The organism is Streptomyces sp. 8L (assembly GCF_020176795.1).
In the GTDB taxonomy this organism is placed as follows: Bacteria; Actinomycetota; Actinomycetes; order Streptomycetales; family Streptomycetaceae; genus Streptomyces.
Window position 1 is genome coordinate 1 of the sequence record NZ_JAIUKE010000108.1, and the last position, 7,443, is coordinate 7,443.

Annotated in this window: 6 protein-coding genes and 1 pseudogene; 1 reads left to right on the forward strand and 6 read right to left on the reverse strand. The window is 75.8% G+C overall.

The genetic code is table 11. The features are described 5' to 3' along the window. The 3 genes from LCE31_RS11240 to LCE31_RS11250 all read right to left on the reverse strand — a co-directional run. A partial coding sequence (locus tag LCE31_RS11240; protein WP_225014042.1) for a (Fe-S)-binding protein occupies positions 1–1,718 on the reverse strand: 1,718 nt, incomplete at its 3' end. Further along, positions 1,719–2,858, reverse strand: coding sequence for an FAD-binding oxidoreductase (locus LCE31_RS11245; RefSeq protein WP_225014043.1), 1,140 nt, complete (start codon positions 2,856–2,858; stop codon positions 1,719–1,721). Position 2,859: 1 nt separating this feature from the next. After that, positions 2,860–4,365: an FAD-linked oxidase C-terminal domain-containing protein gene (locus LCE31_RS11250; RefSeq protein WP_225014044.1), complete on the reverse strand. Its 1,506-nt coding sequence runs from the start codon at positions 4,363–4,365 to the stop codon at positions 2,860–2,862. 477 nt (positions 4,366–4,842) lie between these two features. On the opposite strand from LCE31_RS11250, the gene LCE31_RS11255 reads away from it, so the two are divergent. Next, on the forward strand, positions 4,843–5,094 hold the full coding sequence (locus tag LCE31_RS11255) for a hypothetical protein (RefSeq protein WP_225014045.1): 252 nt from the start codon (positions 4,843–4,845) through the stop codon (positions 5,092–5,094). 37 nt (positions 5,095–5,131) lie between these two features. On the opposite strand, the gene LCE31_RS11260 is transcribed toward LCE31_RS11255, so the two are convergent. The 3 genes and pseudogenes from LCE31_RS11260 to LCE31_RS11270 all read right to left on the reverse strand — a co-directional run. Continuing rightward, positions 5,132–6,343 carry a cysteine desulfurase-like protein gene (locus tag LCE31_RS11260; RefSeq protein WP_225014046.1) on the reverse strand — a complete coding sequence of 404 codons (1,212 nt, stop codon included), beginning with the start codon at positions 6,341–6,343 and terminating at the stop codon, positions 5,132–5,134. Positions 6,344–6,445: 102 nt separating this feature from the next. After that, positions 6,446–7,072: an alpha-ketoglutarate-dependent dioxygenase AlkB gene (locus tag LCE31_RS11265; protein WP_225014047.1), complete on the reverse strand. Its 627-nt coding sequence runs from the start codon at positions 7,070–7,072 to the stop codon at positions 6,446–6,448. 155 nt (positions 7,073–7,227) lie between these two features. Beyond that, a pseudogene (locus LCE31_RS11270) lies at positions 7,228–7,443 on the reverse strand (hypothetical protein); the annotation flags it as partial.

Genomic DNA, 7,443 nt, shown 5'->3' on the forward strand with positions numbered 1-7,443 from the left:
TAGGGCCGCGGCCGCCCCGCCGGGCCCCCCCCCCCGGGCCGGGCGGGGCCCCCCGGGCGCCCGGGGGGGGGGGCCGCCCCGGGGGGTATATCGGGGGTTGTCGCCCCGGGGCCCCCCCCGGCCCCCCGGGTGGACCGCGCGGTGCCGGGAGAGGACCCGGGGCGCGGGGGAGTGGCAGGGGGCAGCGCCGTCCCGGGACCGTCCAGCGCCCGCGCGAGGAGCCGTTCCACCGGCACGTGCCGGATCGACGCGTCCAGCACCTGCACGGTGTGCGCCACCGGCAGCCGCTCGCCCAGCCGCGCGAGCGTCGTCGCCACCTGCATCCAGCAGCCGGGATTGGCGGTCACCATGATGTCGGCGCCCGTCGCGAGGACGGCCTTCGCCTTGCGCTCGCCCAGTTCGCGGGCGGGCTCCGGATGCAGCAGGTTGTACGTGCCCGCGCTGCCGCAGCAGATCTCCGCCTCCGCCGGCTCCCGCAGATCCACGCCCGGCACCCCGCGCAGGAGCCGTCGCGGCTGCTCCCGCACGCCCTGGGCGTGCGCCAGGTGGCAGGCGTCCTGGTAGGCGACGGTCATCGGCAGCGGATGGCGCTCGGCGACCGGCCCCAGTTCGTCCAGCAACTCGGTGATGTCCTGGACCTTCGCCGCGAGTTCGGCGGCCCGCGCGGCCCAGCCGGGTTCGTCGCGCAGCAGGTGCGCGTACTCCTTCAGCTGGGAGCCGCAGCCCGCCGCGTTGACGACGACGCTCTCCACGCGCGCCGCCTCGAACGTCTCGATCGCGCGCTTCGCGAAGTCCAGGGCCTCCGGCTCGCGCCCCGCGTGCGCGGACAGCGCGCCACAGCATCCCTGGCGCTCCGGCACCACCACGTCGCAGCCCTCCGCCGCGAGGACCCGTACCGTCGCAGCGTTCACGTCAGGGAAGAAGGCACCCTGCACGCAGCCCGTCAGGAGGCCCACCGTGCGCCGCCGCGTGCCGCGCGCGGGGGTGACCGGCGGAAGGGGAGCCGTACGGCCCAGCTTCGGCGCGAGCGACTCCATCGCGCGCAGCGGCTCGGGCAGCCGGGCCAGCACCCCCGACCTGGCCAGCATCCGCCCGAGACCGGTCGCCTGGTAGGCGCGCAGCGGTCCGCGCAGCGCGCGCAGCCTGCGCGGATACGGGAACACCGCGTAGACCGCCTCGCGCAGCAGCCGCTCCGCGCGCGGCCGTTCGACCCGACGCTCCAGCTGGGCCCGCGTCGCCTCGATCAGCTTGTCGTACTGCACGCCGGACGGGCAGGCCGTCACGCACGCCATGCAGCCGAGGCACTGGTCGAGATGGCGGACGCTGCTCGCGTCGAACGCGTCGCCCTCCAGCGCGCCCTTCATGATGTCGATCCGGCCGCGCGGGCTGTCCATCTCCTCGCCCCACAGCACATACGTCGGGCAGGTCGGCAGGCAGAAGCCGCAGTGCACGCAGTCGCCGATGAGAGCCGCGTCGGGCGGATGGTGCGCGTCGAAGGCCCCGTCGGGCGGCGGCCCGCTGCCCGGCATGCCGAGTCCCACCGTGGCCGCCGCCGCGGTCGCCGCGATCGGACCGCCCTGCCCGATGGAGAGCGGGTCGCGCGCGCCCACCACCTCGGCGGCCGCCCGGTCGGCGGCGCGGGCCGCGCCGTCCCCGCCGACGGCCGGGTCCTCGGGAGTGCCGTCCGTGCCACCGTCCGCGTCGTGTGCCATCGCCATTCAGAGCCCTCCGAGCAACCGGCCGGGCGACAGCCGTCGCGCCGGGTCGAACTGGTCCTTCACCCGTGTCATCAGACCGAACGAGTCCGCCACAGGGCCCCAGTGCTCCGCCGCGTCCAGCGGCTCGGGCGCGGCGAGCACCACCGCGGAGCCGTCGTACGGGGCGATCGCCGCGCGCACCGCACCCAGGTCCGTGTCCCGCGGCACCGCGGCGTACGCCACCCCGGTGCACGCGGACGCCGTGCCGGACGCGCCGTCCGGCAGGGCCGCCAGCACGTGCGGCAGCGCGGCCGGCGCGTACGCCAGGCGCAGGACCAGCGGTCCTGCGGGCCGGCGGCCGAACCAGGCGGGCGGCGAGGCGGCCTCAGCGCCGCCGAGCAGCGCGACCGCCGTGGCCGACTGCGCCCGTACCGACGCCTCGATCGACTCGAAAAGGAGCACCAGTTCGCCGCCGCCGTCACCGAAGCGCAGCTCGACGGCGGCCGGCGTGAGCGTGGAGCGCGCCACCAGCGCGGCCAGCCGGCCCGCCGCCCGGGCGTCCGCGACCGGCACCACCACGGCGCCCGCGGCCTGCGGCAGCGGATGCAGCCGCCAGGCCGTCGACACGACGACGCCCAGGCCGCCGTGCGCCCCCGTGTACAGCTTGCCGAGGTCGTACCCCGCCACGTTCTTGACGACCTTCCCGCCCGAACGAGCCGTCGTGCCGTCCGCGAGCACGACCGTCACCCCGATCAGCAGGTCGCGCACCGTGCCGTAGCGCAGACGGCGCGGACCCGACGCGTTCGCCCCGACGATCCCACCGAGCGTCGCGCCCTCCTCGGGCGGGTCGAGCGCCAGCATCTGGCCGTGCTCCGCCAGCCGCCGCTGGAGCGCGTCGAGCGGCACTCCCGCCTCCGCGACGGCGACCAGGTCGCCGGGGACGTGCTCCACGATCCGGTCCAGGCCCGTCGTGCGCAGCAGCACGTCGCAGGACGAAGGCCGCGCCGCCCAGCCCGTCTTCGTGCCCGCGCCGACCGGCACCACGCTGCCTCCGGTGGACCGCACCACCTCGGCGACCCCGTCCGCCGTCGACGGCGCCACCACCTCGGCAGGCACCACCCCGCCGACCGCGTCCCGGCTCGCGCCGCGTACCGCCGCCACCTCAGAACACCTCGCCCAGGGCCGGGTCGTGCGTGTCCGCCGCGGTGCGCACGCCGGGACGCTCGCCGCACAGCCGCGGGGTCGGGAACAGCTTGCCCGGATTGGCGAGCCCCGCCGGGTCGAAGGCGCACCGCACCAGCTGCATCGTGTCCAGGTCCGCCGAAGTGAACTGCCGGTCCATCCGCGACTTCTTCTCCACGCCGACACCGTGCTCGCCGGTGATGGAACCGCCCAGGTCCACGCAGAGGTCGAGGATCGCGAACCCCAGCTCCTCCGCCGCGTGCGCCGCTCCCGGCACCGCGTCGTCGAAGAGGATCAGCGGATGCAGGTTGCCGTCGCCCGCGTGGAAGACGTTGGCGACCCGGACCCCGGCCTCGCCGGCCAGCCGGCCGATCTCGGCGAGCACCTCGGGCAGCCGGGTGCGCGGGATCACACCGTCCTGCACGTAGTACGCGGGGCTGATCCGGCCGACCGCGGCGAACGCGGACTTGCGGCCCCGCCACATCAGCGCCCGCTCGGCGTCGTCACGGGCGATCCGCGTCTCGAACGCGCCGCGCGCGCCCGCGATCTCGCCGACCTGCCGGAACTGCTCGTCGACCTCGGCACGCGGCCCGTCCAGCTCGATCACGAGCACCGCGACCGCGCCGTCGGGGTACCCGCACCGCACGGCGGCCTCGGCGGCCTCGATGGCGAGCGCGTCCATCATCTCGATCGCGGCGGGGAGGATGCCCGCGGCGATGATGTCGCTGACCGTCCCCGCCGCCTCGGCCACCTCGTGGAAGCCGACGAGCATGGTCCGCACGGTCTCGGGGGCCTGGATCGTACGGACCGTGACCCGCGTGGCGATCCCGAGGGTCCCCTCGCTGCCGACGAACGCGCCGAGCAGATCGAGCCCGGGATGCTCGGGCGCGGTGCCGCCCAGGTGGACGACCTCGCCGTCGGGCAGGACGACCTCCGCGCCCGTCACATGATTGACGGTGAACCCGTACTTGAGGCAGTGCGCGCCGCCCGCGTTCTCCGCGACGTTCCCGCCGATCGAGCAGACCTGCTGGGAGGACGGATCGGGCGCGTACGCCTGCCCGTACGGAGCCGCTTCGCGCGTCACCCACAGGTTGACGACGCCCGGCTCGGCCACGACGCGCGCGTTGTCCGGGTCCACGGAGACGATCCGCCGCAGCCGCGAGAGTACGATCAGCACCCCGTCCGCGACCGGCATCGCTCCGCCGGACAGCCCGGTGCCACTGCCGCGCGCCACGAACGGCACCCCGTCGCGGGCGCACATCCGCACCGTCTCCACCACATCGTCACGGTCCTCTGCGAGCACCACCACGGCAGGCCGGACCCGGAACGTCGCCAGCCCGTCGCACTCGTACGTCCGCAGCTGGGCCGGGTCGGTGAGCACCTTTCCCGCGCCGATGCGGGCCCGCAGCCGTCCGGCGAGGCGCAGCGCGGCGGACGGCGCCCCGTCGGGCGCGGGCCCGCCCGGCTCTGCCAGGTGCTGACTCATCGCGTCTCCTCGTCGTCGGGGGTCGCGGTGCCTGCCCGTGCCGTGACCCGGTGCACGCGGCCAGGCTCCGCGGACTCCACTGTCCTGCGGCTGCCTACTCACGTCAGGATGTCCGGGCCGTTGCGGCACCGGATCACCACATCGACGCAGTACGGGCCGCCCTGACGTCGCGTGAGCTGCCCCTTTCCGCCGAGGCGACTACCGGATGGCGGTAGATCTTTGTCGAATGCCGGAAGAATGCAACTGTGGTGGGGGAGTGTCAAGGGTTGGAGCGCCCTCTTGTTCTTCCGTCAACCACCTCCTGAACCGCCGTCATGCGGGACGGGCGGCCATGCCCGTGGCGCGCGGGCGAGCGGCGCCGGGTGAGGATGGCCGGGGCGGAGCGGGCCGGCACGGGTCGGTGCGCCCCGGCGCGCGCACCGATGCGCCCCCACGCCGACCTGCTGGCCGGGGCCCTTTCGACGGACCGTCAGGAACATGACGGAGTGGGAGCACGTCTGTGCGGGCTGCGGCAGGCGCCACCCGGCCGAGGAACTGGTCGAGATGGCGGACGACATCTACCAATGCGACGACTGCCTTGAGCGGTTGCCGCTGGACCACCTGATCGACGAGCGGCGGCCCGCGCCGGACGACGGGCCCACCAGGCCGCTCGGGGACCCGGCTGAGGCGGGCAGGGCGGACGGAGCGCCGGACGCGCCGCCGGACGAAGGGCGCGACAACGCGGCATGACCCGTTCCCGGGTCGCGCCGCGCCGGTCCCCGGCCGGTCAGACGCCCAGGAAGCCGACCAGGCCATCGAGGAGCCGGTCCACGTCGCTCGTGTCGTTGTAGGGCGCGAGGCCGATCCGCAGGCCGCCCGCGTCCGCGAGGCCGAGCCTGCGTGAGGCCTCCAGCGCGTAGAACGAGGCGGCCGGTGCCGCGATGTCCCGCTCGGCGAGGAACCGGTAGGCGTCCGCCGCGTCCCGTCCCTCGAAGGTCATCAGCAGCGTCGGCGTGCGGTCCGCGGCCCGGGAGTGCACCGTGAGGCCCGGCAGCCGGGCGAGCCCCGACTCGATCCGTCCGCGCAGTACGTTCTCGTGCCCTTCGAGCGCCGCGAACGACTGGAGGAGCCGCTGCCTGCGGGTGCCCGTCCCGGCGCCGCCGTCCCCGAGGCCGGCGAGGAAGTCCACCGCGGCCGTGGCGCCCGCGAGGAGTTCGTACGGCAGCGTGCCGAGCTCGAACCGCTCGGGCACCGCGTCAGAGGACGGCAGCAGCTTGTCCGGGCGCAGCTCCTCAAGCAGCCCCGGGGCACCCGCGAGCACGCCCAGGTGCGGCCCGAGCAACTTGTACACGGAGCAGACGTACGTGTCGGCGCCGAGCAGCCCGAGGTCCACCGCCGCGTGCGCGGTGTGGTGCACGCCGTCCACGTGCAGCAGCGCGCCGGCCGCGTGGACCAGCTCCGCGATCTCCGCCACGGGCGGGCGCGTACCGATCAGGTTGGAGGCGGCGGTGACCGCGACCAGCCGGGTCCTGCCGGTGAGCACGGCCTCGATGTCGGCCGCCGCCAGCTCACCGGACTCCGGGTCGAAGTCCGCCCACCGCACGACCGCGCCGGCCGCCTCGGCGGCCTGCGTCCACGGCCGGATGTTCGCGTCGTGGTCCAGCCGGGTGACGACGACCTCGTCCCCCGGGGCCCAGGTCTTCGCCAGCGCACGGGCCAGGTCGTACGTCAGCTGGGTCGCGCTCCGCCCGAACACCACGTCGCCGGGGGCCGCGCCCAGCAGGTCTCCCAGCGCCGCGCGTGCCCCGCCCCCGATCCGGTCGGCGTTCAGCTCCCCGGCCGTCAGCCGCCCCCGGTTGGACAGCGGTGCGGCCATGGCGCCGACGACCGCGTCGATGACGGGCCGGGGGGTCTGGGTGCCTCCGGGGCCGTCGAAGAAGGCGACTCCGCTGTCGAGGGCGGGGAACCGGGCACGTATGGAGGCGATGTCGTAGGTCACGGGCCCACCGTAGATCGCGGGTCCTGTGCCGCGCCCCCGCGGGCTGGTCCGGCGGGCGCCGCGGTGCCGTCGCCGCGCCGCCCACCGGGCTCGCGGTGCCCCTCAGCGCACGCCCTGGGGGCGGAACTGGATGCTGATGCGCGGGCCCACCGGGCGGGCCGTCTTGAGGATCGCGTGCTCCCATGTGCGCTGGCACGAGCCGCCCATCACCACCAGGTCGCCGTGGCCGAGCGGCACGCGGCGCGCGGGGCCGCCGACGCGGGGCCGCAGGGCCAGATCGCGCGGTTCGCCCACCGAGAGGATGGCCACCATCGTGTCCTCGCGCGAGCCGCGCCCGATCCGGTCGCCGTGCCAGGCCACGCTGTCCCGGCCGTCCCGGTAGAAGCACAGCCCGGCCGTACGGAACGGCTCGCCCAGCTCCTCGCCGTAGTGCTCGCTCAGCGCGGTCCTCGCCTCGTCGAGCACGGGGTCGGGCAGCTCCTCCTCGGACCGGTAGAAGCGGAGGAGCCGGGGCACGGCGACCTCGCGCTCGTACATCCGGCGCCGCTCGGCCTGCCAGGGCACCCCGGCCGCCAGTGTCTCGAACAGCGCGTCGGCGCCGGTCAGCCAGCCGGGCAGCAGATCGATCCACGCCCCGTCACCGAGGACCGTGCGCCGCGCTCCGGCGAGCGGTCCGAGCCGGGGCGTCGGCGCCTGGTCGAACAGCGATCCCTGGAGTGATACGGACATACCGGCCAGCGTAGCGTGCTATCCGAACAGATGTCCTATCGAACGTGTGTCCGATGCGTCACGGAGCTGCGGAGCTCTGAGACTCGGCGCCGCGAGGACGGGCCCGCGCAGGTCCGGCGGTTCCGCGCCGGGCTCTCGCGCGAGGACGGCCCCGCCTACGCCCCCTCGGACGCCGTCACGTCGCCGTTGACCGTCCGCAGTGTCAGGGTGTCGGTGCCGCCCTCGTGCGTCGGCACGTCGATCCGGCTCCGCCCGTTGCGGGTCGGGGGGGGGGGGGCGCGCGGGGGGGGGGGGGCGGGCGGGCGGGGCGGCGGGCGGGCCGGGGGGGGGGGGGGGGGGGGGCCGGCGCCCGGGGCGGGGGGGCGCGGCCC

Coding starts and splice junctions, on each gene's coding strand:
- LCE31_RS11250 (WP_225014044.1), bottom strand. CDS start 4,365: ATGAGTCAGCACCTGGCAGAGCCGGGCGGGCCCGCGCCCGACGGGGCG.
- LCE31_RS11255 (WP_225014045.1), top strand. CDS start 4,843: ATGACGGAGTGGGAGCACGTCTGTGCGGGCTGCGGCAGGCGCCACCCG.
- LCE31_RS11265 (WP_225014047.1), bottom strand. CDS start 7,072: ATGTCCGTATCACTCCAGGGATCGCTGTTCGACCAGGCGCCGACGCCC.